28 protein-coding genes and 1 tRNA gene are annotated in these 23452 nt (G+C 71.4%); 18 read left to right on the top strand and 11 right to left on the bottom strand.

The features are described 5' to 3' along the window. Positions 1–6: 6 nt before the first annotated feature. The gene (locus tag ABZ857_RS34255) at positions 7–705 is read right to left on the bottom strand and encodes a GntR family transcriptional regulator (protein ID WP_357051610.1); all 699 of its coding nucleotides are present in this window, start codon (positions 703–705) and stop codon (positions 7–9) included. A 286-nt stretch (positions 706–991) separates the two neighbouring features. Here ABZ857_RS34255 and ABZ857_RS34250 point away from each other — a divergent pair, with 286 nt between their 5' ends. From ABZ857_RS34250 to ABZ857_RS34230, 5 genes are all read left to right on the top strand, one after another. Further along, positions 992–2152 carry an NRAMP family divalent metal transporter gene (locus ABZ857_RS34250; RefSeq protein WP_357051718.1) on the top strand — a complete coding sequence of 387 codons (1161 nt, stop codon included), beginning with the start codon at positions 992–994 and terminating at the stop codon, positions 2150–2152. Between the two features lie 16 nt (positions 2153–2168). Continuing rightward, positions 2169–2936 carry a 5-oxoprolinase subunit PxpA gene (locus tag ABZ857_RS34245; protein WP_357051715.1) on the top strand — a complete coding sequence of 256 codons (768 nt, stop codon included), beginning with the start codon at positions 2169–2171 and terminating at the stop codon, positions 2934–2936. Next, entirely contained in the window at positions 2933–3547 is a 615-nt protein-coding gene (locus ABZ857_RS34240; protein ID WP_357051607.1) for an allophanate hydrolase subunit 1, read from the top strand. Before ABZ857_RS34245 ends, ABZ857_RS34240 begins: the two co-directional genes overlap by 4 nt. An 84-nt stretch (positions 3548–3631) precedes the next feature. Beyond that, positions 3632–4546 (top strand): biotin-dependent carboxyltransferase family protein, encoded by a 915-nt coding sequence (locus ABZ857_RS34235; protein WP_357051604.1) that lies wholly within the window; start codon positions 3632–3634, stop codon positions 4544–4546. Between the two features lie 17 nt (positions 4547–4563). Beyond that, positions 4564–5361 (top strand): putative hydro-lyase, encoded by a 798-nt coding sequence (locus ABZ857_RS34230; protein ID WP_357051601.1) that lies wholly within the window; start codon positions 4564–4566, stop codon positions 5359–5361. 10 nt (positions 5362–5371) lie between these two features. On the opposite strand, the gene ABZ857_RS34225 is transcribed toward ABZ857_RS34230, so the two are convergent. After that, entirely contained in the window at positions 5372–6109 is a 738-nt protein-coding gene (locus ABZ857_RS34225) for a GntR family transcriptional regulator (protein ID WP_357051598.1), read from the bottom strand. Between the two features lie 114 nt (positions 6110–6223). Here ABZ857_RS34225 and ABZ857_RS34220 point away from each other — a divergent pair, with 114 nt between their 5' ends. From ABZ857_RS34220 to ABZ857_RS34185, 8 genes are all read left to right on the top strand, one after another. Continuing rightward, complete coding sequence (locus ABZ857_RS34220) at positions 6224–7375, top strand: ABC transporter substrate-binding protein (protein WP_357051595.1); 1152 nt, start codon at positions 6224–6226, stop codon at positions 7373–7375. Positions 7376–7379: 4 nt separating this feature from the next. After that, positions 7380–8216, top strand: a complete 837-nt coding sequence (locus ABZ857_RS34215) for an ABC transporter permease subunit (protein ID WP_357051592.1) — start codon at positions 7380–7382, stop codon at positions 8214–8216. Then, positions 8204–9106 (top strand): ABC transporter permease, encoded by a 903-nt coding sequence (locus ABZ857_RS34210; protein ID WP_357051589.1) that lies wholly within the window; start codon positions 8204–8206, stop codon positions 9104–9106. Before ABZ857_RS34215 ends, ABZ857_RS34210 begins: the two co-directional genes overlap by 13 nt. Beyond that, complete coding sequence (locus ABZ857_RS34205) at positions 9103–10185, top strand: ABC transporter ATP-binding protein (protein ID WP_357051586.1); 1083 nt, start codon at positions 9103–9105, stop codon at positions 10183–10185. Before ABZ857_RS34210 ends, ABZ857_RS34205 begins: the two co-directional genes overlap by 4 nt. Further along, positions 10175–10861 carry an HAD family phosphatase gene (locus ABZ857_RS34200; protein WP_357051583.1) on the top strand — a complete coding sequence of 229 codons (687 nt, stop codon included), beginning with the start codon at positions 10175–10177 and terminating at the stop codon, positions 10859–10861. Before ABZ857_RS34205 ends, ABZ857_RS34200 begins: the two co-directional genes overlap by 11 nt. Before the next feature lie 23 nt (positions 10862–10884). Then, complete coding sequence (locus tag ABZ857_RS34195; RefSeq protein WP_357051580.1) at positions 10885–11238, top strand: helix-turn-helix domain-containing protein; 354 nt, start codon at positions 10885–10887, stop codon at positions 11236–11238. Positions 11239–11377: 139 nt separating this feature from the next. Then, on the top strand, positions 11378–12412 hold the full coding sequence (locus ABZ857_RS34190) for a zinc-binding alcohol dehydrogenase family protein (RefSeq protein ID WP_357051577.1): 1035 nt from the start codon (positions 11378–11380) through the stop codon (positions 12410–12412). A gap of 82 nt (positions 12413–12494) precedes the next feature. Beyond that, positions 12495–13457 carry a quinone oxidoreductase gene (locus tag ABZ857_RS34185; RefSeq protein WP_357051574.1) on the top strand — a complete coding sequence of 321 codons (963 nt, stop codon included), beginning with the start codon at positions 12495–12497 and terminating at the stop codon, positions 13455–13457. Positions 13458–13522: 65 nt separating this feature from the next. Here ABZ857_RS34185 and ABZ857_RS34180 read toward each other — a convergent pair whose 3' ends face one another. The 8 genes from ABZ857_RS34180 to ABZ857_RS34145 form a co-directional block, all read right to left on the bottom strand. Further along, the gene (locus tag ABZ857_RS34180) at positions 13523–14734 is read right to left on the bottom strand and encodes a glycosyltransferase (RefSeq protein WP_357051571.1); all 1212 of its coding nucleotides are present in this window, start codon (positions 14732–14734) and stop codon (positions 13523–13525) included. A 166-nt stretch (positions 14735–14900) separates the two neighbouring features. Continuing rightward, positions 14901–15932 carry a helix-turn-helix domain-containing protein gene (locus tag ABZ857_RS34175; RefSeq protein WP_357051568.1) on the bottom strand — a complete coding sequence of 344 codons (1032 nt, stop codon included), beginning with the start codon at positions 15930–15932 and terminating at the stop codon, positions 14901–14903. Between the two features lie 20 nt (positions 15933–15952). After that, a complete protein-coding gene (locus ABZ857_RS34170) occupies positions 15953–16753 on the bottom strand; it encodes an ABC transporter permease subunit (protein ID WP_357051565.1) in 801 nt (266 codons plus the stop codon). Continuing rightward, entirely contained in the window at positions 16734–17642 is a 909-nt protein-coding gene (locus ABZ857_RS34165; protein ID WP_357051562.1) for an ABC transporter ATP-binding protein, read from the bottom strand. The genes ABZ857_RS34170 and ABZ857_RS34165 overlap by 20 nt, the downstream gene beginning before the upstream one ends. Positions 17643–17745: 103 nt before the next feature. After that, the gene (locus ABZ857_RS34160) at positions 17746–18129 is read right to left on the bottom strand and encodes a DCC1-like thiol-disulfide oxidoreductase family protein (protein ID WP_357051559.1); all 384 of its coding nucleotides are present in this window, start codon (positions 18127–18129) and stop codon (positions 17746–17748) included. A gap of 10 nt (positions 18130–18139) precedes the next feature. Next, the gene (locus ABZ857_RS34155; protein ID WP_357051556.1) at positions 18140–18286 is read right to left on the bottom strand and encodes a hypothetical protein; all 147 of its coding nucleotides are present in this window, start codon (positions 18284–18286) and stop codon (positions 18140–18142) included. Then, positions 18283–19284, bottom strand: coding sequence for a cobalamin biosynthesis protein (locus ABZ857_RS34150; protein ID WP_357051554.1), 1002 nt, complete (start codon positions 19282–19284; stop codon positions 18283–18285). Before ABZ857_RS34150 ends, ABZ857_RS34155 begins: the two co-directional genes overlap by 4 nt. After that, complete coding sequence (locus tag ABZ857_RS34145) at positions 19281–20099, bottom strand: aminoglycoside phosphotransferase family protein (protein ID WP_357051550.1); 819 nt, start codon at positions 20097–20099, stop codon at positions 19281–19283. Before ABZ857_RS34145 ends, ABZ857_RS34150 begins: the two co-directional genes overlap by 4 nt. Positions 20100–20210: 111 nt before the next feature. On the opposite strand from ABZ857_RS34145, the gene ABZ857_RS34140 reads away from it, so the two are divergent. The 5 genes from ABZ857_RS34140 to ABZ857_RS34120 all read left to right on the top strand — a co-directional run bounded on the left by ABZ857_RS34140 (position 20211) and on the right by ABZ857_RS34120 (position 23021). Continuing rightward, positions 20211–21095 (top strand): alpha/beta hydrolase, encoded by an 885-nt coding sequence (locus ABZ857_RS34140; protein WP_357051547.1) that lies wholly within the window; start codon positions 20211–20213, stop codon positions 21093–21095. Positions 21096–21311: 216 nt separating this feature from the next. After that, positions 21312–21385: transfer RNA gene (locus tag ABZ857_RS34135), tRNA-Arg, on the top strand. A 240-nt stretch (positions 21386–21625) separates the two neighbouring features. Then, positions 21626–21892 (top strand): hypothetical protein, encoded by a 267-nt coding sequence (locus ABZ857_RS34130; RefSeq protein ID WP_357051544.1) that lies wholly within the window; start codon positions 21626–21628, stop codon positions 21890–21892. A 296-nt stretch (positions 21893–22188) separates the two neighbouring features. After that, positions 22189–22458, top strand: coding sequence for a hypothetical protein (locus ABZ857_RS34125; RefSeq protein ID WP_357051541.1), 270 nt, complete (start codon positions 22189–22191; stop codon positions 22456–22458). 44 nt (positions 22459–22502) lie between these two features. After that, a complete protein-coding gene (locus ABZ857_RS34120; protein ID WP_357051538.1) occupies positions 22503–23021 on the top strand; it encodes a hypothetical protein in 519 nt (172 codons plus the stop codon). Here ABZ857_RS34120 and ABZ857_RS34115 read toward each other — a convergent pair. Then, complete coding sequence (locus tag ABZ857_RS34115) at positions 23002–23199, bottom strand: hypothetical protein (RefSeq protein WP_357051535.1); 198 nt, start codon at positions 23197–23199, stop codon at positions 23002–23004. The two genes, ABZ857_RS34120 and ABZ857_RS34115, sit on opposite strands and share 20 nt — an antisense overlap. Between the last annotated feature and the right edge of the window lie 253 nt (positions 23200–23452).

Genomic DNA, 23452 nt, shown 5'->3' with positions numbered 1-23452 from the left:
AGGAGCTCACACCCCGCGTTCCGCGTAGGCGGCCAGCAGCTGGGCCTCCGCCGTGTCGAAGTAGGCGACAAGCTCCCGCTCGGCCCGCTCGTGGTCGCCGTCTATCAGCAGCGTGGCGATGCGCGCGTTGTCTTCCAGGTAGGGCTCGTGGAAGGTCCTGAGCTCGCCCATCACGTGGAAGGCCAGCCGCAGCTCGGCGAGCAGGCGCGCCATGGTCTCGTCCACGCGCGGGCTGGCGAGCAGCGCGGTGATCGCGCGGTGGAAGCGCATGTTGGCGGTGCCGACGGCCGCCCAGTCGCCGCTCTCCGCGGCCGCCTGGCCCTCGTCGACGTGGCGCCGCACCTCCCGTACGGCCTCGGGCGGGGCCGTGACCGCGGCCCGCACGCCCGCCGTCTCCAGGATGCGCCGCATCGCGTAGATGTCCGCCACGTCGGCCGCGGCGAGTTTGCGGACGAAGACACCGCGATGCAGCTCGTGCACCAGCAGGTTCTCGTGCGACAGCAGCCTGAACGCCTCTCGGAGCGTGTTGCGGGAGACGCCGAGCAGGTTCCCGATCGTCTCCTCCGACAGTCGGGTGCCCGGGGGCAGGGAGCCGTCGATGACGTTCTCCCGCAGGACGTCGGCGACCAGTTCCGCGGCGCTGGCCCGATCGAGCACCGGCCGAGCCGCGCTCAACCGTGCCGCCCAGTCAGCCATCGCCGTCATCGCCGTAACCCTTTCTCGACCGTCAGATCACTCCCAGCTTAGGCCGCGACATGTCACCTGATTTCCGCGATCACCATCGGACTTCGCGTGATCACACCCAGTTGTAGCGCGGAAGTAACCTACAAGGGGCTTGATGAATCGTTGAACAATCCTCTAATTTCGCGGGAGGTGAGCAAAGGAGTCTCCCATGAGTCAACCCCCCAAGATCCAGGCGGCTTCACCCGCGGACACCGCTTCACCTGCGGGCATCGGGAGCCGAGGACCGCGCTCGGCGCTGCTCGGCGCGATGTTCCTCATGGCCACGAGCGCCATCGGCCCCGGCTTCATCACCCAGACGACGACGTTCACGGCCCGGCTCGGGGCGGCGTTCGCGTTCGTGATCGTCGCGTCGATCCTCGTCGACATCGCCGTCCAGCTGAACGTCTGGCGGGTGATCGGCGTCTCCGGGATGCGCGCCCAGACGCTGGGCAACCGGGTGCTGCCCGGTTCGGGATATCTCCTGGCCGTCCTCGTGGCCTTCGGCGGCCTGGTGTTCAACATCGGCAACGTCGGCGGCGCGGCACTCGGCCTGAACGCCCTCGCGGGGGTCGATGTCAAGATCGGCGGCACGGTATCCGCCCTGATCGCCGTCGCCATCTTCCTCAGCAGGCGGGCCGGGGTCGCCGTGGACCGGATCGTCGTCGTCCTCGGCGTCGTGATGGTGGCGCTGACGCTGTACGTGGCGATCGTCTCCCACCCGCCGGTGGGCGAGGCCCTGCGGCAGGCGGTCCTGCCCGACACGGTCGACTTCCTCGCCGTCACGACGCTGATCGGCGGCACGGTCGGGGGTTACATCACGTACGCGGGGGCGCACCGGCTCATCGACGCGGGCGTGACCGGGCCGGAGAACGCCGGGCAGATCTCCCGCGGCTCGGTCACCGGCATCCTGGTCACCGGGGTCATGCGGGTGATCCTCTTCCTCGCCGCGCTCGGCGTGGTCGCCGGAGGGTTCCGGCTCGCCGCGGACGCGGCGAACCCGGCCGCCGACATCTTCCGGAGCGCGGCGGGCGAGCTGGGCCTGCGACTGTTCGGAGTCGTCCTGTGGGCCGCGGCCATCACCTCGGTCATCGGCGCCTCGTACACGTCGGTCTCGTTCCTCGCCAGCTTCTCGCCCCGGATGGACCGCTACCGCTCGTGGATCACGGTGGCCTTCATCCTGGTCTCGACCGCGGTCTTCCTCCTCCTCGGCAAGGCCCCGGCCAACCTCCTGATCCTCGCCGGAGCGCTCAACGGCCTCATCCTGCCCGTCGGCCTGGCCGTGATCCTTTGGGTCGCCGCGCGCCGCCGTGATCTCATGGGCGGATACCGTTACCCGGTCTGGCTCCTCGGCGTCGGCGTGCTCGCCTGGGCGCTGACCATCTACCTCGGCTGGAACTCCCTCAGCGGGATCAGCGCGCTCTGGAGCTGACGTGTCTTACAACACCATGTGCATCGACCTCAACTCCGACCTGGGCGAGGGCTTCGGCCAGTGGACGCTCGGCGACGACGACGCGCTGCTGTCGATCGTCACGAGCGCCAACGTCGCCTGCGGATTCCACGCCGGAGATCCGGTGATCATGCGGCGCACCTGCGAGACCGCGGCCGCGCGCGGCGTGGTGATCGGCGCCCAGGTCGGCTACCGCGACCTGGCGGGCTTCGGGCGGCGCTTCGTCGACGTGCCGCCCGTCGAACTCGCCGACGACGTCATCTACCAGATCGGCGCCCTGGACGCCTTCGCGCGGGTGGCGGGCACCAAGGTCAGGTATGTCAAGCCGCACGGCGCGCTCTACAACGCGATCGTGCACCACGAGGCGCAGGCCGCCGCGGTGGTCGCGGCCGTGCGGGCCTACGACCCCGGCCTGCCCGTGCTCGGCCTCCCCGGCTCGGCGTGGCTGCGCCAGGCCTGCCGGGCCGGCCTCACCACGGTCGCGGAATGCTTCGCCGACCGTGCCTACACCCGCGAGGGCACGCTGGTGCCGCGCGGCGTGCCCGGCGCCGTCCTGCACGATCCCGCCCGCGTCGCCGAGCGCAGCGTGCGCATGGCCAGGGGCGAGCCGATCGAGGCCGTCGACGGGACACCGCTCACCGTCACGGCCGACTCGATCTGCGTGCACGGCGACAGCCCCGGCGCCGTCGCCATGGCCCTCGAGGTCCGTGACGCGCTCAAGGCGAACGGCATCGACCTGGCGCCCTTCGCCGAGGAGAAACCGTGAACGCACGGCTGCACCGCTGCGGTGAGCACGCGGTCCTGGTCGAGGTGGGCCGTCTCGAGGAGGTGGTCGCCCTCTACGACGCCCTCGCGGCCGACCCCCCGGCGGGAATCGTCGACATCGTCCCCGCGGCGCGGACGCTGCTCGTCCGGTTCGAGCCGCCGGCGCGCCACGCCGCGGTGGAGTCCGCCGTCCTGGCCGTACGGCCGGCCGCAGGCCGCCGTACGACGACCGAGGAGGTGGTGATCCCGGTCGTGTACGACGGCGACGACCTCGCCGACGTGGCCCGGCTGACCGGGCTCACCGAACGTGAGGTCGTGGCGGCGCATACCGGAACACCCTGGACTGTCGCCTTCTGCGGGTTCGCCCCCGGCTTCGGATATCTGATCGGCGGCGACCCCCGCCTGGCCGTGCCCCGGCGGCCGGAGGCGCGCGTGCGCGTGCCCACCGGCGCGGTGGGGCTCGCCGGAGAGTTCAGCGGGGTCTACCCGCGCGAGTCGCCGGGCGGCTGGCAGCTGATCGGGCGCACCGAGACCGTGGTGTGGGACATCGCGGCCGACCCGCCCGCTCTGCTGCGCCCGGGGGTCCGGGTGCGGTTCACGGAGGCGTCATGAGCGAGGCGACCATGAGCGAGGCGACCATGAGCGAGGCGACCATGAGCGAGGCACTGTGAGCAAGGCGACTGTGAGCGGGGCACTGTGAGCGAGCTTCGGCGGGCGCTGCTGGTGCTGGCTCCCGGTCCCCTCACGACCGTGCAGGACCTGGGACGCCGCCGCCACAGCCATCTCGGCGTCGGGCGTTCCGGCGCGGCGGACCGCGGCGCGCTGCGGCTGGCCAACCGCCTTCTGGCCAATCCCGAGGACGCCGCCTGCCTGGAGGTCACTCTGGGCGGGCTGCGGGTGCGCGCCATCGGCGACCTGCTCGTGACGCTCACCGGCGCGCCCTGCCCCGCCACCGTCACCGACGCCGAGGGGCGCACGCGCGGCATCGGGCACGCGTCGGTCGAGCGCCTGCCCGACGGGGCCACGCTGCGACTCGGCGTGCCGTCCCGCGGGCTGCGCACCTATCTGGCGGTCCGCGGCGGGATCGACGTGCCCGAGGTGCTGGGGTCACGGGCCACCGACCTGCTCTCCGGGCTCGGCCCGGAACGTCCGGCACCCGGATCGGTGCTCCCGGTCGGGCCGGCGCCGGCGGAGTTTCCCGTGGCCGATCTCGCCCCGGTGCCAGAGCCGGTGCCCGGGCCGGAGCCCGGCGTCCTCATGCTGGACGTGATACCGGGACCACGCCACGACTGGTTCGAGCCCGGGGCGCTGGCGGCCCTGTGCGCCGAGCCGTACGAGGTGACCGCGCACAGCGACCGGGTCGGCATGCGGCTGCGCGGGCCGCGCCTGGAACGCGCGCGCGACGGGGAGCTGCCGAGCGAGGGCATGGTCCCCGGCGCGCTGCAGGTGCCGCCGTCGGGACAGCCGACGCTCTTCCTCGCGGATCACCCCGTGACCGGCGGATATCCCGTCATCGCGGTGGTGCGCGATCACCACGTCGACCGGGCGGCGCAGGCCCGCCCCGGGCAGCGCATTCGTTTCCGGGTGGCCGGCGGCCATCGATTCCACTGACTTTCGAGGAGACCGTGATGGAACGGACGAAGGTGACCGACCCCGCACGTCTGACCCCGCGCGAGGCGCGGGAGCTGTTCCGGGGAGGGCTGGTCACGCCCACCTCCGGCTGGGCGGCGGGATGGGCGCAGGCCAACCTGATCGCGCTGCCGAGGGACAGGGCGTACGACTTCCTGGTGTTCGCGCAGCGCAACCCGCGCCCCTGCCCGGTGCTCGCCGTCACCGAGCCGGGCGAGACGTTCGCGTCGATCTTCGACGGCGACCTGCGCACCGATCTGCCCGCCTACCGCGTCTATCGGGACGGCGAGCAGGTCGCCGAGGTCACCGACGTGACGTCGTACTGGCGCGACGACCTGGTGGGCTTCCTCATCGGCTGCAGTTTCACGTTCGAGGCCGCGTTGCTGGAGGCCGGCGTCCCGATACGCCACATCGAGGCGGGCACGAACGTGCCGATGTATCTGACCGACCGGCCGTGCGTTCCGGCGGGCGAGCTTTCCGGGCCCCTCGTGGTGTCGATGCGCCCGATCCCCGCCGAGCTGGTGCCGACCGCCGTACGGGTCACCTCGCGCTATCCGGCCGTGCACGGCGCGCCGGTGCACGTCGGCGACCCCGCCGCGCTCGGCATCACCGACCTCGGCACGCCGGACTTCGGCGACCCGGTCGAGGTGCGCGACGGGGAGCTGCCGGTCTTCTGGGCCTGCGGGGTGACGCCGCAGGCCGCGGTGATGCGGTCGCGGCCGCCGTTCGCGATCGGCCACGCGCCCGGCCACATGGCCGTCACCGACGCCCGCGACAGCGCCTACCTGGTCCCCTGAGGGCGGCGGATCAGTCGCCGGCGCGGCGGACGAGGGGATTGGCGGAGGTGGAGTTGCGGATGCTGAAGGTCACGCTGCCGGCGCGGTAGCGGTCGTCGGAGCACTCGACGGGCCGGCCCTCCTGGGTGGTGGTGACGCGGCGCTGGCGCAGCAGGGGGCTGCCCCGCCGCACGCCGAGCAGCCGGGCGTCCTCGCTGCCGGCCGCCACCGCGTCGATCAGGTGCTCGCCGTACGCGAAGACCAGGCCGACCGACTCGTAGAGCTCCTGGGTCACCGACTCGCAGTCGGGGTCGAGCCGCTCGACGGCGGAGGCTATCCAGCCGGCGTAGACGGTGCGCTCGACCAGCACCGGCTCACCGTCGAGCCGCCGCAGCCGCAGCACGGCGAGCACCTCCTCCCCCGGCTCCAGCGACAGCCGTACGGCCTCGGAGGGCGAGCACGGGCGGCGCAGGGAGGACAGCACGGTGCCGCCGGCGCGGTAGCCCATCGACCGTGCCCACTGGGCGAAGCTGTGCAACTCGGCGAAGCTCTGGCTGCGCTCGCTGCCGAGCACGATGCGCCGCGCGCCCTGCCGGGACCCGACCAGCCCCTCGGCGGCGAGCAGGGCGACGGCCTGGCGGACGGTCCCGCGTGCGGCCGAATACCGTAAGGCCAGCTCAGCCTCGGAGGGGAGCTGGGCGCCTATCGGATAGTCCCCCCCGACGATGGCGTCCCGAAGGTCACTCGCGATCCGTTCGTAGCGCGCCATCGTGCTGAGCCCTTCCGTTCACGCCACTGACATGGATATGCGACTTACTGGCTCTGGCTTGTTCGTACAAGTTCGCCTACGTTCGATCCACGCACCTCAGTGGGAGGGACAAAGTTGTCCACGCGTACCGCCGGCCTCGTGGCCGCGCTCACGATAACCACCTCAGTGATCGCGGCGTGCGGCGCCGCCCCCACGACCGCCGTCGGCGGCTCGGAGTCGGCCGGCTCCACGGCGGCCACCGCGACCTCGGCCCAGGACTTCGGCGGGCTGGACAAGCTGGTGGAGGCCGCCAAGAAGGAAGGGCGGCTCAACACCATCGCGCTGCCGCCGGACTGGGCCAACTACGGCGAGGTCATCAAGGCGTTCGAGGCCAAGTACGGCATCAAGATCACCAGCGACAACCCCGACGGCTCCAGCCAGGACGAGATCAACGCGGTCAAGACCCTCAAGGGCCAGGACCGCGCCCCCGACGTGCTCGACCTCGGCAGCGCCTTCGCGCTCAGCGGCGCCCAGGAGGGCCTGTTCGCGCCGTACAAGGTGCAGAGCTGGGACAAGATCCCCGAAGGCCAGAAGGACGCGAGCGGCGCCTGGTACTACGACTACGGCGGCTACATCTCCATCGGCTGCGACGCCAAGCGGGTCAAGACCTGCCCGCAGACGTTCGCCGACCTGCTCAAGCCCGACTACAAGGGCATGGTCGCGCTGAACGGCGACCCGACCAAGGCCGGCGCCGCCTTCGCCGGCGTGTACGCCGCCTCGCTCGCCAACCAGGGCTCGTTCGACGACATCCAGCCCGGCATCGACTTCTTCAAGAAGCTCAAGGAGAACGGCAACTTCAACCCCGTCGAGGCCACCCCCGCCACGGTGGAGAAGGGCGAGACCCCGATCACCCTCGACTGGGACTACCTGCAGGCCGGCTACGCCAAGGAGTTCTCGTCCAAGGGCGTGGACTGGAAGATCTCGATCCCCTCGGACGGCCAGTACGCCAACTTCTACGCCCAGGCGATCAACAAGTGGGCGCCGCACCCCGCCGCCGCCCGCCTCTGGCAGGAGTTCCTCTACAGCCCGGAGGGCCAGAACCTCTGGCTGAAGGGCTACGCCCGCCCGGTGCTGCTGCCCTCCATGCAGCAGGACGGCAGCGCGGACGCGGCCATGGTCGCCCAGCTCCCCAAGGTCGAGGGCACCCCCTCCTTCCCCACTCCCGACCAGGTCAACAAGGCCAAGGAGACCCTGGCGAGCGGGTGGGGCGCGGCGGTCTCGGGCTGAGACCGTGCGCGACAGCCGTACGCGATCGAAGAGCCGGTGGGCGGCCCTGCCGCTGCTGGTCTTCGTCGTCATCGTCTTCGGCGTGCCGATGCTGGTCCTCCTCGGTGGCACGTTCACCAAGGAGGGCACGCTCAGCACCGCCAACATCACCGAGTCGCTCCAGGGCGCGTACCTGACCGCGCTGATCGGGAGCGTCAAGATCTCGGCGCTCGTGGCGGTGCTGGGCGGGGTGCTCGGCACCTTCCTCGCCCAGGCCGTGGTGACCTCCAGGTTCCGGGCACTGCGCGAGGCGGTGCTGACCGCCTCCGGCGTGCTGGCCAACTTCGGCGGGGTGCCGCTGGCCTTCGCATGGATCGCCACGCTCGGCAACTCGGGCGTCGTCACCACCACGCTCGGCCTCGGCGACCACGGGTGGAGCCTGTACAACTTCTGGGGGCTCACCCTGGTCTACCTGTACTTCTCCATCCCCCTCATGGTGCTCACGGTCGTGCCCGCGCTCGACGGGCTGCGCCCGCAGTGGCGCGAGGCCGCGCAGAACAACGGCGCGAGCACCTGGCAGTTCTGGCGGTACGTCGGGGTGCCGGTGCTGACCCCGGCGCTGCTGGGCGGGGTCGTGCTGCTGTTCGGCGGCGCGTTCTCCGCTTACGCCACGGCGCAGGCCATGGTCGGGTCCACCGTCCCGCTGGTCACACTGAAGATCGCCGACGCGCTCACCGGCAACGTCCTGATCGGCCACGAGAACGTCGCGCTGGCCCTCAGCCTCGACATGATCCTGGTGGCGGGCCTGGTCATGGCCGTCTACCTCCCGCTGCAGCGAAGGAGCGCTCGATGGCTTCGCTGACCCCCCAAGTCACCACACAGGTGACTCCCGGGACGGTGCCCGGCGCCGCCCGGTCCGGCCGGCCGCGGCAACGCAGCGCGACGGCAGCACGTCCCCGCGTGTGGCGAGGGGTGGTCCTGGCGCTCGCCGCCGTCTACTTCCTCGTCCCGCTGATCGCGTCGTTCGTCTTCACGGTGAAGGTGCCCGACCAGGGCTTCTCGCTCGACGCGTACGGCCAGATCTTCTCGGCCGAGGGCTTCGGCGGCAGCCTCCTGCTGTCGCTCGGGCTCGGGGTCGCCACGATCGTCCTCGTGCTGCTGCTGACGCTGCCCGCCGCGGTGGCCGTACGGCTCGGCGCGCCGGGGCTGCGGCCGGTGCTCGAGGTGATCTGCACGCTGCCGCTGGTGGTGCCCCCGATCACGTTCGTGGCCGGGATCAGCACGGTGCTGCGGTGGGGGCCCGACTATCTGGCGAGCACGCCCTTCTACCAGACGATCATCGCGGTGCAGAACCCGGACTTCCCGGTGGTGCTCGTGCTCGCCTACGTCGTGCTGGCGCTGCCGTTCGCCTACCGCTCGCTCGACGCGGGCCTCGGCGCGATCGACGTGCGCACACTGTCGGAGGCGGCCAGGAACCTCGGGGCGTCGTGGCCCCACGTGCTGCTGCGGGTGATCATCCCCAACATGCGGTCGGCGATGGCCGGCGCGTCGTTCCTCACGCTGGCGCTGGTTCTCGGGGAGTTCACGATCGCCCGGCTGCTCAGCTTCCAGACCTTCCCCAACTGGATCTACCGGATCTCCGGCTCGCAGGCGCAGGTGTCGGTGGCCGTCTCGGTGTTCAGCCTGCTGATCACCTGGCTGCTGCTGCTCGCCCTGTCGACCGCCGGCGCGAGGCAAAGGAGTGGATCATGAACGGCGCCCGGGTCGAGTTCCGCGGCCTGCGGCGGCGGTTCGGCAGCACGGTCGCGCTGGACGGGCTCGACCTCACGGTCGAGCCGGGGGAGCTGATCGCGCTGCTCGGCCCGTCGGGGTGCGGCAAGACCACCGCGCTGCGCTGCCTGGCCGGTTTCGAGCAGCCCGACGAGGGCGAGATCCTCGTGGACGGCGCGGACATCACGCGGGTGCCGGCCAACCGGCGCGACGCCGGCATGGTCTTCCAGTCCTACTCCCTCTTCCCCAACCTCAACGCCAGGGACAACGTGGGCTTCGGCATGCGGGTGCGGAAGGTGCCGGCCGCGAGGCGGCACGCCCGCGCGCAGGAGCTGCTGGAGCTGGTCGGCCTGCCCTCGGTCGGCGACCGCTACCCCCACCAGCTGTCCGGCGGCCAGCAGCAGCGCGTGGCGCTGGCCCGCGCGCTCGCCCTGGAGCCCAGGGTGCTGCTGCTGGACGAGCCGCTGTCGGCGCTCGACGCCAAGGTGCGGGTCACGCTGCGCGAGGAGATCCGCCGCCTGCAGCTCTCCCTGGGCATCACGACGATCTTCGTGACGCACGACCAGGAGGAGGCGCTGTCGATGGCCGACCGGGTCGCCGTGCTGCGCGACGGCCGCCTGGAGCAGGTCGCCGACCCCGCCACGCTGTACGACCGGCCGGCGACCGCGTTCGTCGCCGAGTTCGTCGGGGCGATGAACCACCTGCCCGGCCTGCTGTCGGGCGACCGGGTCACGGTGCTCGGGCAGACGCTGCCCGTGGAGGGCCCCGCGCCGGACACCGCGCGGGCGGACGTGCTCGTGCGGCCCGAGGCCGTGCTGGTCACCCCGGAGGCCGGCGGCGACGGGATCGTCATGGTGTCGTCGTTCCGCGGCTCCACCGCCCGCCTGCGGGTCCGGCTGGGCGACGGCACCGAGGTGCTGGCCGACGTCCCCGGCCACGACTCGGCGCGCTTCGCCCCCGGCACCGCCGTACGGGTCGGGCTGGTCGAGCGGCCCGTGCTCGTGTCGGCCCGTCCGGAGACCGGAGCCGCGGCGCCGGTCCCCGAACCCGATGTCGTCTAGGGAGTGCGGCCCGGCGGCGGTCCTGTTCGACATGGACGGCACGCTGGTGGACACCGAGGACCTGTGGTGGGACGCCTGCGTGGAGGTCGCGGACGGCCTCGGCACTCCTCTCGGCGAAGCCGATCGGGAGGCACTGTTCGGCCTTTCGGTCGAGGACGCCGCCCTGCGCATCGCAGCCGCCCTGGACACCACCGGGGGTCCCGGGGCGCGGGCCGTCGAGGCCATGCTGACGGACGCGTTCACCGGCCGGATCGAGAGCGGGGTGACCACGCTCCCCGGTGCGGTCGCGCTGCTGGAGGCCCTGCGCGCGGCCGGGATCCCGGCCGGGCTGGTCAGCGCGTCCCCACGGCCGGTGGTGGACCTGGTGCTCGGGACCGTCGGCGGGCACCGCTTCCGGCTGTCGGTGGCCGCCGGCGACAGCGCCAGGAACAAGCCCTTCCCCGATCCGTACCTGGCCGCCGCCGCGCGGCTCGGCGTCGACCCGGCCGCGTGCGTGGCGATCGAGGACAGCCCGACCGGCGTCGCCTCGGCCCGGTCCGCCGGGTGCGCGGTCATCATGGTCGGCTCCTCAGGCGCTGTCAGCGGTGTGACGGCGGTGCCGACGCTGGAGAGCGTCGACCTGCCGCTGCTGCGCCGGTTGGTCTCCCACCCGGGGCAGTTACTTAACGGTAGTTAGTTCCCTTTGGGTATCTTCACACTATGAAGACCGTTTGCGAGGATCCAAAGGACGTCTACTCGGCCGCCTGCCCGTGCCGCAACATGCTCGACCTGCTGGCCAACAAGTGGAGCGCGCTGGCCCTGGGCGCCCTGGAGGACGGGCCGCAGCGTTTCGGCGCGCTGCGCGCCCGCCTCCAGGGCGTCAGCCCCAAGGTGCTCACCCAGACCCTGCGCCGCCTGGAGGACCACGGGCTGATCGACCGCGACGTGTACCCGGAAGTGCCGCTGCGCGTGGAATACAGCCTCACCCCGCTCGGCAGGGACGCCAACGTCCCGCTCGCCCATCTGCGGACGTGGGTGGAGCGGAACATCGACCGCTTCCCCGGCTCGGACTAGCCCTCTCACCTCGATGGTTCCCGATGGGTACTCGTATCCCTTGCGGGTAACCAGGCGTCGGTGGATACCGTGCGGGTCATGCCGCCGGGCCGTACGACCGGCGCCCCGGCACACAATCCATGAAGCGCAAGGGACAGACATGACCGAGAACCAGAACGGGACCATGCCCGCCGTCGCCTACCGGCGCAACCTGCCCGTGGACGACCCGGAAAGCCTCCTGGACGTGGAGCTGCCGGTGCCGCGACCCGGCCCGCGCGATCTGCTGGTCCGGGTGGAGGCCGTCGCCGTGAACCCGGTGGACTACAAGGTCCGCCAGAACGCGGACCCGGGCGGCGACGCCAGGGTGCTCGGCTGGGACGCGGCCGGCACCGTGGTCGCCGTGGGCGCCGAGGTGGAGCTTTTCGAGGTCGGCGACGAGGTCTACTACGCCGGGGCGCTCGACCGGGCAGGCGCGAACTCCCGCTTCCACGCGGTCGACGAGCGCCTCGTCGGCCACAAGCCGGCCACGCTCTCCTTCACCGAGGCCGCCGCGCTGCCGCTGACCTCCCTCACGGCCTGGGAGGGCCTGTTCGAGCGGCTGGGCCTGCGCGGCGACGCCCTCGATCAAACCGGAACGCTGCTGGTGACGGCGGCCGCGGGCGGCGTGGGCTCGATCACGGTGCAGCTCGCCCGCGCGCTCACCGGCCTGACCGTGGTGGGCACCGCCTCCCGCCCGGAGACCGTCGAGTTCGCGCGCCGGATGGGCGCCCACCACGTGGTGGACCACCGCCGTCCGCTGGCGGAGCAGCTCAAGGAGGTCGCCCCGGAGGGCGTGACCCACGTCTTCAGCACGACCGGCACCGACCGGAACCTCCCGGCGTACGCCGAGATCCTCAGGCCGTTCGGCCAGATCGTCGCCATCGACGACCACGACACCCTCGACATCGGCGTCCTGAAGGCGAAGAGCATCTCCTTCCACTGGGAGTTCATGTTCACCCGCTCGATGTTCCGTACGCCGGACCAGGTGAACCAGCGCCGCATCCTCGACCGGGTCGCGCGGCTGGTGGACGCCGGGGTCGTCACCACCACCGCCACCCGTGACCTCGGCCCTGTCAACGCGGCCAACCTGCGTGAGGCCCACCGCGTCCTCGAATCGGGCAGCGCGATCGGCAAGATCACTCTCACCGGCTTCTGAGCTTTCCGGGGACGGGAACAACGGATACGGCCGGGCCGGTTGGGGACGACAGGAACCGAGCCGAAGACAACAGGAGCCGCGCATGCATGCCATCGTCGTCCCCGCGTACGGTGATTCCTCCGTGCTGGAGTACGCCGAACGGCCCGACCCCGAGCCCGGCCCCGGTGAGGTGCTGGTCGAGGTGGCGGCGACGGGCGTCAACTTCATCGACGTCTACCACCGCGAGGGGCGCTACCCGCTGCCGCTCCCGCTGGTGCCCGGCAACGAGGGCGCCGGGACCGTCACGGCCGTCGGGCCCGGCGTGACCGACGTCGTGCCCGGCGACCGGGTCGGCTGGGCCGGCGTCATGGGCTCGTACGCCACCAAGGCCGTGGTCCCGGCGGAGAAGGTGGTCCGGCTGCCCGAGGGGCTGTCGCCCGACCTCGCCGCGGCGGTGCTGCTCCAGGGGCTGACCGCCCACTACCTGACCCACTCCACGTACGCGATCCGGTCGGGCGACGACGTGCTCGTGCACGCGGCGGCCGGCGGCATGGGCCTGCTGCTCGTTCAGATGGCCAAGCTCCGCGGCGCCCGCGTGATCGGCACGGTCTCCAGCGCCGAGAAGGAGAAGCTCGCCCGGCAGGCGGGCGCCGACGAGGTCGTCGGCTACGAGGGCTTCCCCGAGGCCGTCAGGGAGATCACCGACGGCGCCGGGGTGCACGTCGTCTACGACGGGGTCGGGGCGAGCACGTTCGACGGGTCGCTCGCGTCACTGCGGCCGCGCGGCATGATGGCGCTGTACGGCGCGGCCAGCGGGCCCGTCCCGCCGGTCGACCCGCAGCGGCTCAACTCGGGCGGCTCGCTGTTCCTGACCCGGCCCACGCTCGCGCACTACACGGCCACCCGCGAGGAGCTGCTGTCGCGGGCGGACGACCTGCTCGGCTGGGTCGCCTCCGGCGCGGTGAAGGTGCACGTCTCCCAGCGTTACCCGCTCGCCGAGGCCCGGCGTGCCCACGACGACCTGGAGGGCAGGCGGACGACCGGCAAGCTGCTGCTGATCCCCTGAACCGCCGACCCCCTGAACCGCTGAGCCCTTGAACCGCTGAGCCCCTGCACCACGGGGAACCGTCCTCAGGCCGCCAGGGCGATCAGCCGCCGCGCGGCGACCGCGGCGCCGTCGGTGCGCACCTCGCCCGCGACGGCTCCGGCGCGGGCCGCCACGCCGGGGTGGAGGGCCTGGCCGAGAGCCGCGGTCAGCGACCCGGCGGTCGGCTCGGCGGGCGGGTGGGCGATCCCGATCCCGAGATCATCGACCCGCCCCGCCCAGTAGTGCTGGTCGTAGTGCTGCGGCAGGACGACCTGGGGCGCCCCGGCCAGCGCGGCGGCGGTCGTGGTGCCCGCGCCGCCGTGGTGGACGACGGCGGCGACCCGGGGGAAGAGCGCCTGCTGGTTGACCTCGTCGATCGGCAGGCAATCGGGTTCGTCGTCCGCCGGGGACAGGCCGGCCCAGCCGCGCAGCACGATCACGCGGCGTCCGAGCGCGCGGGCCGCGTCGACGGTCGCCTGCGCGATGTCCCGGGGAGCGTGGACGCTGCCGAAGCCGACGCAGACGGGCGGCTCGCCGTCGTCGAGGAACTTCTCCAGTTCCGGCGACAGCGGGCGCCGGTCCGGCAGGATCCAGGCGCCGGTCTGCACGACGCCGATGTCCGCGGGCTCGGGCCAGGGCGCAAGCGTCGGGTCTGCGGCCAGCCAGGGCCGGTCGGTGAACATGTGACCTCGCGTGTCCGCCACCGGAGCCAGCCCGGCCGCGGCCCGGTGGGCGTTGAGCGCGGCGCCGGCGGTGCCGTTCCAGCGCCGCGCGTCCTCGGCCCAGAGCGCGCGGTTGCCGGCCGTCGCGTCCGCCGGCGTCTGCCCCCAGACGGGCACGGGTGCGTGGTGTGGTGACGGCAGGGTGACGGGGCAGTAGCTCACGTAGACGTAGCCGATCCCCAGCCGCTCCGCCACCGAGTGTGCGGCCATCGACATGGCCCCGCCACCCACGATGACGTCGCAGCCCTCGGCCGCGGCGGGGATCGTGGCGAACTGGACGGCGACCGTGCCCTCGATCATCCGCAGGCGTTGCTCGGGTGTGGGCGGGGCCTGGACCCGTGGGGCGGCCGACGCGGTCGGGCGCAGCTCTGGGCCGATGGGCACGACGGGGAATCCGAGGCCCTCGATCCAGTCGCGGAAGTCGGGAGGCACGCACAGGCGGGCCTCCTGCCCGAGTTCCCGCAGCTCCACGGCCAGCGCCACCATCGGCTGGACTTCCCCTCGCGTTCCGATCGTGGACAACAGCACGCGCATGTGCACTCCCCTGGGATGGCATGGACGACGTGAGCGTGCTCGCCGCTCGGTGCGGCGTCCACCCTGGGACGGCCCGGCTCACGGCCCCCGATTGTGCGCCGTCACCGGGGCCTTGCCGCAAGTCCCCCCGTCCCCTATACGTTGAAGGTGGCGGGGGATGCCTCGATCAGACCAGGGGGTGGGCCGGCCACTCCAGGAGGCGGGCCCCGAGCACGGCCGTCTCCAGCGTGAACCGCTGTGTGGGGTCGCTCGGCGAGAAGCCGGTCAGCCTCCGGATCCGTTCCAGCCGGTAGGTGATCGCCCGGGTGCTGACGCCGAGCCTGCGCGCCGCCGCCGTGTGGTTGCCCTGGGAGGCGAAGACGGCCTCCAGCGTCTCCAGCAGCGGCTCGGGCCCGCCGCGGGCGGAGGTCAGCGGCCCGAGCACGGTGGAGACGAGGTCCACGATCGCCTCCCTGTCCCGCAGCAGCACCGGGAAGACCAGCAGGTCGGCCGCCTTCAGCACCTGGGCCCGCAGGCCCAGCCGCTCGCCGAGGTCGATCGCGTTGACCGCCTCCCGGTAGGAGGTGACGATGCCGCCCGGGCCCTGGTGGGGGCGGCCCACCCCCGCCCGCCAGGTCGTCAGCGCGGAGCGTACGTGGTGGGTGAACTCGCCGCTCGCGGCGGTCAGCGCGCCCGGGGACACGCACACCAGCAGGCCGTCGCGGACGGCGACCAGGATGTTGTGCGACCCGAACCTCGCCACCAGCGCCTGCTCGATCCTCGCGGCCAGCGGGTCGCCCGGCGCCACCGGGGTGCCCGGCCTGGCCACGGTCACGACGTACGCCCCGGCGAGCCGCAGGCCGAAGTGCTCGGCCCGCTCGGCGTCCGCCCTCCCCTGCAGCAGGTCGTCGACGAACAGGCGGCGGGCCTCCTCCTCCTGCCGGAGTGCGGCGCGCTGGGCCTCCTCGTACCCCTCGATGTAGGCGGCCATGCCGCGGCGTACGGCGCCGAAGGCACCGCCTGCGGTGATCTCGGCGGCGTGCAGGCAGGCGTCGGCGAGCACCCGCAGTGGGATGCCGCGCTCGGCGGCGAGGGCGCCGCACTCACGCAGGCCGTCAATGTCGGCGCGGCCGGGCAGCCTGCCGGTGGCGGCCGACGCGGCCAGAACCGACAGGAACCCGCCGAGTAAGTCGGCGGGCACCCCGGTCGCCTCGCTCACGCGAGCGAGAACGCTGTCCATCACACCCCTACGTCACGCCGTTCGAAGGCGAGCAGCGCCGTCATGAGGAGGACGGCCGTCGCACCCAGCAGCAAAAGGTAGTCACCGTACGGCCAGCCCTGGTAGAGCGGCCTGCCGTCGAGGTAGTAGTGGACGGGCGAGAGCCAGCGCAGCCAGGAGATCGCGTCGATGCTCTTGCCCATGGTCTCCACGATGTACCCGGCGACACCCCACACGCCGACCACGGCGAGCGCGACCTGCTTGCGCCCGAACGCCGCGCCCACGCACAGCGTCAGCGTCCCGAAGAACAGCACGAGCAGGAACAGGCCGGTGTGCGCGGCGAGGATGCTGCCGAACGGCACGTCCATGCCGGCGGCGGACGACGCCCCGGTGGCGACGGCCAGCGTCACCAGCGCCACCGCGAGCAGGCCGAGCGCCAGCGCGGCCCAGCGCTCCAGGAGCAGCCGTCTGCGGTCGATCGGCAGCGTCAGCGTGAGCTCCAGCGTCTTGGCCTCCTCCGGGCCGGCGATGGCCCGGTTGCCGAGGATCGCGGCGCACATGGTGAACAGCAGCGGGCCGAGAAGCTGGTAGGCGACCGCCTGCAGGTAGCCGCGGCCGGTCGCGATGTCGCTCATGCCGCCCATCAGGTCCCTGAACGCACCCGGATACTTCGCGATGGCCTGCTTGCTGAACGTCTCGGGGTCGTTCATCATGCTCGCGTAGATCGAGATGTACATCCCGAGGAACGCGCACAGTCCGACCGTCCAGCCGATGAGGGCGCGGCGGTACTCCCCCAGGCTCTTACGCACCAGCGTGGGCATGGCGGCCCTCCTCCTCGCTGTAGTAGGTCAGGAAGATCTCCTCAAGGTCGGGCTCCGCGCTGACCATGTGGACCACGGTGTAACGGGCCGCCGCTTTGATCAGCGCGTCGGGCCTGCCGTCGATCGTGCAGCGCAGGCTCGCCCCCTGGACGACCACGTCGCGTACGCCGGGGAGCCCCTCGAACGACTCCTTGGGGACCGGCGCGTCGAAGTGGAGCTCCACGTGCCGTACGGCCCGCTCGCGCAGCGCGGCGATGTCCTCGACCGCGACGAGGCGGCCCGCGCGCACGATGCCCACCCGGTCGGCCACGTGCTCCACCTCGGCGAGCACGTGCGACGACATCAGGATCGTGTGGCCGGCCGTGCGCGCCTCCCGGACCATGGCCAGGAACTCCTGCTGCACCAGCGGGTCGAGCCCGCTCGTCGGCTCGTCGAGGATGAGCAGCTCGGGCTCGTGCATGAACGCCTGGATGAGGCCGACCTTCTGCTTGTTGCCCTTCGACAGCTCGCCCATCCTGACGGACAGGTCGGCGTCGAGCCGCTCGGCCAGCTCGTCGATCCTGCCGCGGCTCACGCCGCCGCGTACGTCGGCGAGGAACTGCAGGTAGTCGCGGGCCCGCTCCCTGCCCTCCAGGGCCAGCTCGCCCGGGAGGTAGCCGATCCGGGCGCGTACGCGCGGATCACGGGTGTCGGCGCCGAGGACGGTCGCCCGGCCGGACGTCGGCCGGATCACGTCCAGGAGCAGCCGGATCGTCGTCGTCTTGCCGGCGCCGTTGGGGCCCAGATAGCCGAAGACCTCGCCCGGCCGGATTTGGAGGGTGAGGTCCTCGAGGCCCCGTCTCGCACCGTAGAACTTCGTCAGTCCTTCGGTTTCCACCACTGCTGTCATGCCGCAATGGTGGCGCTCCGGTCAGGCGCGGGGTATGCCCGCTTCCGGACACTTGCCGGTCGTGTTTGTTCCCACCTTCGGCAAAGCGGAGGTCACGCGGAGGTCATGGCATGCCACAGGTGGTGGAGCCGGGCAGGAGGTGGCGGTAGCGGGAGACCAGCCGGTAGCCCGCCTCGGCGAGCCAGCTCACCGGTGGCGTCAGCATCACCCGTCCGGCCGCGCGCCAGGCCGCGCGCGGCTGCAGGGCGAGGATCAGCGCGACGGCGCGCGCGCCGTGCGCACGCAGCCCGTCCGGGCCCAGGAGCTGCACGGACGTCGCGACCTCCTCGCGCGTCAGGCCTGCCGCGTCGAGGTCGAGGCCCTGCCACGCCCGCACGACGGGCATGTACGGCAGGACGCGATGCCCGGTGTTCACGCACGTTTGACAGAAGGCGCAGTCGCCGTCGAACACCAGCAGGACCCGGTTCTCTCCGCTTTCTCCGCCCATGCCGTCGAACCTACCAATCCTGGGGCAGATCATTCCGGTCTCGTGGTGGCGGCGCGGGCTGCCGTGACGCGCGCATGATCAGCACGGCGACCACGATCACCGCGACCACGACGCTGAAGACGACCGCGAAGACCAGCAGCAGGACGAGTGCACTCATCGTCGATCCCTTCGGCGGTTCTGTGCGAGGGCCAGCCGGGCGGCGACGGCCAGGCCGACCGACGCGTACGACACCGCGCGCGCCAGCCGTACGGACCTGGGGATGTCGGAGACGGCCGGGCGGGGACCGTCGCCCAGCTCCGGGCGGTGCTCCACCCTGCCGCCGTAGTCGTTCGCCCCGCCGAGACGTACGCCGAGGGCTCCGGCGAAGGCCGCCTCGCAGCGTCCGGAGTTGGGGCTGGGGTGGCGGTGCCCGTCCCGCGTGAGGACGGCCGCCGCGCGGCGCGGGGAACCGCCCACCAGACCGGCGAGGCCCGCCGTGAGCAGGGCCGTCAGCCGGGCCGGCACGTAGTTGGCCACGTCGTCCAGCCGGGCCGAGGCCCAACCGAACCTGGCGTAGCGCGGTGACCGGTGGCCCACCATCGCGTCGAGCGTGTTCACCGCGCGGTAGCCGAGCAGGCCGGGCACGCCGAAGACCGCGCCCCACACGAGCGGGGCGACGACGGCGTCCGAGGTGTTCTCCGCGATGGACTCGACCGTGCCCCGCGCGAGCTCCGCGGCGTCCAGCCCGGACGGGTCGCGCCCGCACAGGTGCGGAAGGCGTGCGCGGGCGGCGGCCAGGTCGCCCTCCTTCAACGAGTGGGCCATCAGCCTGCCCTCCCTGCCCAGCGTCGTGCCGCCGAGGACCGCCCAGGTGGCGGCGGCGGTGACCGCGGCCCGCGCGACCGGGCTCGACCGGGTCATCCGCTCGGCGATCACTCCTGTGACCGTCGCCGCGCCGACGCAGACGGTGGTGTAGGCGATGCCCGCTAACCGCGAATCGCGATATATCCGCTTTTCGAGGGCGGCGGCCCGGGTGCCGAACACCGCGACGGGATGGCCCCGCCGGGGATCCCCCACCGCGGCGTCGATCGCGGCCCCGGCGAGCAGCCCCGCCGCCGTGGCACCGTCCATGATCCGGATCACGCAGGCATTCTGCCGTACGTGCCTGTTTGTCATGAGATGGGCTCGTCGCCGAGAAGACAGCGCTGGATCGCGTCCTCGTTGGCGTCGAGCCAGGCGGCCGCGCGCCTGATCCGTCCGCCCGCGCCGCCGGCCCACATGCGCGCCCAGCCGCCGCCGAGCGTGCGGGCCCGGTCTCGCATGAGCGCGTAGGAGCGGCCGAACCGCATCCTGGCCGTCTCCACCAGCATGAGCCGGTCCCGCGCCGGCAGGCCGTACACGTCGCAGAACAGCCGGACGCGGGCCGCCGCGTCCAGGGACCGCTGCAGCGGGTCGCGGTCCAGGGGATCGGCGAGCGGGGCCCAGTGCCGCAGCGTGGTCACCACGTCGAACAGCCGCGTCGTCGGCCTGGCCATGTCGAAGTCGATCAGCGCGTACGGCAGGAGCCCCGCGCCGGGGCGCTCACGGAAGACGACGTTGGCCGGGGTGACGTCGCAGTGGCCCACGAGCTCGGCGGGGCCCTCCGGCGCCGAGCCGTCCTCCCAGACGGCGCCGGGAGGCGGGCTGAACGAGGCCGCCGCGTCATGGAAGCGCCGCAGCAGCCGGGCCAGCGCGGTCAGCGCCTCGTCGCTCACCGCGTACGCGGGCAGAGGATGCGCGGGCACCACGCCCTCGACGTACGTCAGGATCGCCCTGCCCCGCTCGTCGATCCCGGCGAACCGCGGCGCCCGGTCGAAGCCGGCGGCCTCCAGGTGCCGCAGCAGTTCGTGGACCGCCGCCGACGAGGGTCGCATCGGCCGTCGTACCGTCGCCCCCACCCGTACGACCCCCTCGGAGACGTCTCCGATCAGTGGGATCTCGCGCACGGACATGGCGATGCAGTGTAGCCGCGAGATCACTCGAACCAACTGCACATGTCGCTATTATTCCCTTTAGTTCCTTATCCTGGAGAAGGTTCCGTACCTATAGGGAAGGAAGGCGGCATGACGACCACCGGCATCTACTCCACGGGCGAAGGCGAGCGCGAACTTCGGGAGCGGTACGAGGAGATCCTCGGCCGCTGGCCGGTCGCGTCCGACCGGCTGCGCGTGCCGACCCGCGAGGGCGAGACGTTCGTGATCGTCTCGGGCCCCCCGGACGCGCCACCCCTGGTCCTGCTGCACGGCTCGACCACGAACAACGCGATGTGGATGGGCGACGTCGCGACCTGGGCGCGGCACTACCGCGTCCACGCCGTCGACCTGATCGGCGAGCCGGGTCTGAGCGCTCCCTCACGGCCTCCGCTGGGCTCCGATGCGTACGCCCTGTGGCTCGACGACGTGCTGGAGGGTCTGGGGCTGTCGCGGGTGTCGCTCGTGGGCGCGTCACTGGGAGGCTGGATGGCCGTGGACTACGCCATCCGCCGTCCCGGGCGCGTCGAGCGGCTCGCGCTGCTGTGCCCGGGCGGCATCGGCCGGCAGAAGGCGAGCTTCGCGGTGCGGGCGTTGGTCCTGCTCCTGTTCGGCGAGTGGGGACGGCGCCGGGTGCTCACCATGGTCATGGGCGACGCGCCCTCGGGCTCGGAACCTCGCCTTGCGGCGTATCTCGACTACGCGGCGCAGATCTCCCGGCACTTCAGGCCACGCAGGGAGAAACTGCCGGTGTTCGGCGACGGCGCCCTCGGCGGCCTGACCATGCCCGTGCTCGTGATCCTCGGCGGCCGGGACGTCATGCTCGACTCCCGCGACACCGAGCGCCGGGTGAGGCGTGCGGTGAAGCACGCCACGATCAGGTTCCTGCCCGACGCCGGACACGGGTTGCGCGGCCAGGCGGAACCCGTCCTTGCCTTCCTCCGCGAGAGCACGGCGAGCGACGGCCGGGTGACGTGAGGTGCGCTGAATCCGGTCGGCGGCGCCGGACGCGACACCTGCGGGATGTCAAGGACGCCCTCGCGCACAGGGGCCTGAGCAGCGTCGGCGCAGGCCGATCGGCAATCCCCGACGGCCGCAGCCACCAGGCGCGGGACCCGCGCGAGGGGTGGTCCGGCTCATGTCCGGGAAACCGGGTGTGTACCAGGTCCCCGGATCATGCAGAATTAGGCACGAGCGCCCTTAGCTCAGCTGGATAGAGCATCGGACTTCTAATCCGACGGTCGGGGGTTCGAATCCCTCAGGGCGCGCTCCTCCCATCAGCCCATCCGGCCTCTGACCTGGGCTTTCTCTTGATCGGGCTCTGATCGCGTGTGCAGCCGTACGCCACCAGATGCAGCCCCAGGCGGCCACTCCTGGAATATACCCGGAATGATCTTGGCCACGTCTCCGCAGGTCGCCCGGCGGATTCTGCCGATCCCCGGAACGATCCCGAGGCAAGCACGCCGAAGGGCCCCGGCGGGGAACCGGGCCCTGAGTAAGGTGTGATCATGGGCGTCGACGCCGTGCTGATGCGGGTGGAACAACCAGGGTCCAGCCCCAAGAGCAGGAGGCTTACGTCCGCTGCCACGGCGTTGGATCACAATGATTCGTTCGTTCGCCTCGTCGATCAGATCCGTGGGCGCAGCATGAATCCGATGCTGGAGAGGATCGACCCGTACGGGAGCGTGATCCTGACATCGGCTGAGATGCCGCAGTTCATCGAAGAGCTTGCTCGGCTTCGAGCCTTTGCTGTCACAGCCGAAGACGTCCGGTGATCCGGGAGTTCGAGGACCTTGCCCGAGAGTGCGCAGCAAATCCCGCGCTGGAGCTTCATCTGGACGGCGACTGACAGGGTCATACTGCGACGACGAGGAGAGCTCGCCACCTTCTTCAAGGATTGCAAGAAGGGGTACGGCGGATACGGCGACGCGGCCGACGCCTGCAAGGACGCCTACGGCCAGCTCAGCCAGTGCTACTTCAAGAGCGGGAATTACCAGACGTGTGAGAACAAGGCGGTTGAGAAGGCCTGCAGCGATGCCCGGGAAAGGGCACGGACTACTGTCATGACGCGATGCCTGGCTACAAGGCCTGCCGAAAGGGGGGCATTGATCGGACGATCTGCATCGAAGGCACGCAGGAGTACGGAATCTGCCGAGGGACGACTGACGACACCGGTCCGAACAAGGGGGTCTGCGCCGAGGCCACCCGGGAATACGAGGACTGCCGGCAGCAGGGCATGGACGCCGACCCCGTCTGCCACAAACTCCGTGACACCTATGTGCGCTGCAGATCGACCGGCTCGATCGGGAATGCCAAGAAGAAGGAGAAACGGTTCGAGTAGCCGCCGGTTAGTGCACCGGCGTCGCCGACCAGTACATGGACTGCGTGAAGGCGGGCCACGCGGCATCCGACTGCGCCTACATTGGTCTGATCCAGTCCGAGTGCCTGGCCGAAGAAAAGGGAACAGAAAAGCAGTGCAACGGCCTGGCCGAGAAGTTCGCCTGGTGCCTGTCGAACCCGAAGCACAAGCACTGCGACGGCAAGCCGGACAGCAAGCCTTGTGAGACGCTTGGTGGTGGCCGCGTGATCGAGTGCACGGACTACTACTACGCGCCAGAATTGTGGCTGATGGAGAATATGCTGGGCGATTGGGAAGGAGGGCTGGGCACTCCTTGCGAGTTCAGTGGCCTCGTCACTAAGAATGAGAAAGCCGAAACCATCTGCGGCCTCGTCGGGCTGGTCGGAGATGCCGTCGCGAAGAAGGGCATTGAATGGATCAACAGTAAATGGTCAGATTTCCGCGACGAGTACCCGGGCTGCGGCGCCTGGATCACCTACACAAATTCTTCTCGATCAGCCGGTACTGGCTTGTTGAACCCGAAGTTCAAGCCTGATTGTCATTGATGGCAATGCGATCGAAGAGGGGATCCATGAGCGGCGTGCGACCACTCCTGGCGATGCTGTGCGTCGCCAGCGTGTTGATGATGGTGCTGGCCGGGTCAGCGGCCGCCGAGCGGCCAATGTTCGAGAGATTCCGTGGCGTGCATTCCGTATCCCCCGAATGCACGCAGGTCAGTGTCATGGCGTCCGAATGTCAGCAGAGATCTGAACATTGGGAAGAGACCGTCTGTAAAGGCGCACGCCGCGTCGTCGAGCGGTGTATGCGCCTGGACGTCAAGGGTGCGGGACCGTCCACCTGTTCAGCCCTCACCTTGGATTATCTGAGTTGCGTCGAGCAAGATCTCTCTCCTCTGTCATGTCAAGAGCTGGGAACGGTCTTTCTTGAATGCATGCAACAGCTAGGGATGACGGAAAGAGGTTGCCGGGCGGACTGG

It is taken from the genome of Microbispora sp. NPDC046933 (assembly GCF_040644635.1).
In the GTDB taxonomy this organism is placed as follows: domain Bacteria; phylum Actinomycetota; class Actinomycetes; order Streptosporangiales; family Streptosporangiaceae; genus Microbispora.
Note: the sequence above shows the minus strand (reverse complement) of the source record. Positions and strands in the feature narration are given on the sequence as shown.

What these genes read in the sequence shown, in the direction of transcription:
- ABZ857_RS34255 (WP_357051610.1), bottom strand. Translation starts at nt 705, where the DNA reads ATGACGGCGATGGCTGACTGGGCGGCACGGTTGAGCGCGGCTCGGCCG.
- ABZ857_RS34250 (WP_357051718.1), top strand. Translation starts at nt 992, where the DNA reads ATGTTCCTCATGGCCACGAGCGCCATCGGCCCCGGCTTCATCACCCAG.
- ABZ857_RS34245 (WP_357051715.1), top strand. Translation starts at nt 2,169, where the DNA reads ATGTGCATCGACCTCAACTCCGACCTGGGCGAGGGCTTCGGCCAGTGG.
- ABZ857_RS34230 (WP_357051601.1), top strand. Translation starts at nt 4,564, where the DNA reads ATGGAACGGACGAAGGTGACCGACCCCGCACGTCTGACCCCGCGCGAG.
- ABZ857_RS34225 (WP_357051598.1), bottom strand. Translation starts at nt 6,109, where the DNA reads ATGGCGCGCTACGAACGGATCGCGAGTGACCTTCGGGACGCCATCGTC.
- ABZ857_RS34210 (WP_357051589.1), top strand. Translation starts at nt 8,204, where the DNA reads ATGGCTTCGCTGACCCCCCAAGTCACCACACAGGTGACTCCCGGGACG.
- ABZ857_RS34205 (WP_357051586.1), top strand. Translation starts at nt 9,103, where the DNA reads ATGAACGGCGCCCGGGTCGAGTTCCGCGGCCTGCGGCGGCGGTTCGGC.
- ABZ857_RS34200 (WP_357051583.1), top strand. Translation starts at nt 10,175, where the DNA reads ATGTCGTCTAGGGAGTGCGGCCCGGCGGCGGTCCTGTTCGACATGGAC.
- ABZ857_RS34195 (WP_357051580.1), top strand. Translation starts at nt 10,885, where the DNA reads ATGAAGACCGTTTGCGAGGATCCAAAGGACGTCTACTCGGCCGCCTGC.
- ABZ857_RS34190 (WP_357051577.1), top strand. Translation starts at nt 11,378, where the DNA reads ATGACCGAGAACCAGAACGGGACCATGCCCGCCGTCGCCTACCGGCGC.
- ABZ857_RS34185 (WP_357051574.1), top strand. Translation starts at nt 12,495, where the DNA reads ATGCATGCCATCGTCGTCCCCGCGTACGGTGATTCCTCCGTGCTGGAG.
- ABZ857_RS34180 (WP_357051571.1), bottom strand. Translation starts at nt 14,734, where the DNA reads ATGCGCGTGCTGTTGTCCACGATCGGAACGCGAGGGGAAGTCCAGCCG.
- ABZ857_RS34170 (WP_357051565.1), bottom strand. Translation starts at nt 16,753, where the DNA reads ATGCCCACGCTGGTGCGTAAGAGCCTGGGGGAGTACCGCCGCGCCCTC.
- ABZ857_RS34165 (WP_357051562.1), bottom strand. Translation starts at nt 17,642, where the DNA reads ATGACAGCAGTGGTGGAAACCGAAGGACTGACGAAGTTCTACGGTGCG.
- ABZ857_RS34160 (WP_357051559.1), bottom strand. Translation starts at nt 18,129, where the DNA reads ATGGGCGGAGAAAGCGGAGAGAACCGGGTCCTGCTGGTGTTCGACGGC.
- ABZ857_RS34155 (WP_357051556.1), bottom strand. Translation starts at nt 18,286, where the DNA reads ATGAGTGCACTCGTCCTGCTGCTGGTCTTCGCGGTCGTCTTCAGCGTC.
- ABZ857_RS34150 (WP_357051554.1), bottom strand. Translation starts at nt 19,284, where the DNA reads ATGACAAACAGGCACGTACGGCAGAATGCCTGCGTGATCCGGATCATG.
- ABZ857_RS34145 (WP_357051550.1), bottom strand. Translation starts at nt 20,099, where the DNA reads ATGTCCGTGCGCGAGATCCCACTGATCGGAGACGTCTCCGAGGGGGTC.
- ABZ857_RS34140 (WP_357051547.1), top strand. Translation starts at nt 20,211, where the DNA reads ATGACGACCACCGGCATCTACTCCACGGGCGAAGGCGAGCGCGAACTT.
- ABZ857_RS34130 (WP_357051544.1), top strand. Translation starts at nt 21,626, where the DNA reads ATGGGCGTCGACGCCGTGCTGATGCGGGTGGAACAACCAGGGTCCAGC.
- ABZ857_RS34125 (WP_357051541.1), top strand. Translation starts at nt 22,189, where the DNA reads ATGCCTGGCTACAAGGCCTGCCGAAAGGGGGGCATTGATCGGACGATC.
- ABZ857_RS34115 (WP_357051535.1), bottom strand. Translation starts at nt 23,199, where the DNA reads ATGACACTGACCTGCGTGCATTCGGGGGATACGGAATGCACGCCACGG.